This window comes from Micromonospora sp. C31, from assembly GCF_018070575.1.
Classification (GTDB): Bacteria; Actinomycetota; Actinomycetes; order Mycobacteriales; family Micromonosporaceae; genus Micromonospora.
This window is the reverse complement of record NZ_JAGPXN010000077.1, coordinates 1-568: the sequence shown is the minus strand read 5'-3', so window position 1 is coordinate 568 and position 568 is coordinate 1. Positions and strand designations below refer to the sequence as shown.

Annotated in this window: 1 protein-coding gene; it reads left to right on the top strand. The window is 69.7% G+C overall.

Going from position 1 to position 568, the window contains the following annotated elements; genetic code table 11:
• Nucleotides 1-503: hypothetical protein (locus KBX06_RS27520; RefSeq protein WP_247686788.1), on the top strand; the 503-nt coding region annotated here is incomplete at its 5' end.
• Nucleotides 504-568 lie beyond the last annotated feature (65 nt).

Here is a 568-nt window from a genome sequence, read left to right as displayed (position 1 = left end):
ACCTCACGCACCTGGTGGGCCTCCACGGCGAACCTCATCCGCCGGTTGACCGGCACCGCCACCACGTCCTGGCGCGACCAACGGTGACGCAGCCGACGCTGCTGACCCTGCTCACCGAACGCGAAACCGCCGCCGGCCTGGCCGTCGAGCGGCTCCGCGCCCAGATCGCCTCCCTCGACGAGCAACTCACCGCGGCCGAGACCGAGGTCGCCGAACTCGCCATCACCCGCAAGACGCTCCTGAGCCTCGGCGGCCCACTCGACCTGGCTCCACCTGCCGACCCGACCGTCGCCAGCCCCGCCTACCAGCAGATCCTCGCCGTCTTTCACGGCACCACCGCACCGATGCGCGCCAAGGACATCTGCCATGCGCTGGGCACCGGCGTCACCACCAAGGACACCGAGAATCTCCGCGCCAAGCTCAAACGCCTCGTCGCCCGCCAGATCCTCACCGAACCCGAGGCCGGACTGTTCACCCTCGCCCCGCCGGCGACGTCCGCGTAGCCCCCACCAGGGCCGCTAACGAACCGTCAAACCCACATCAGACAAAGCCTCCCGAACCACCCTCT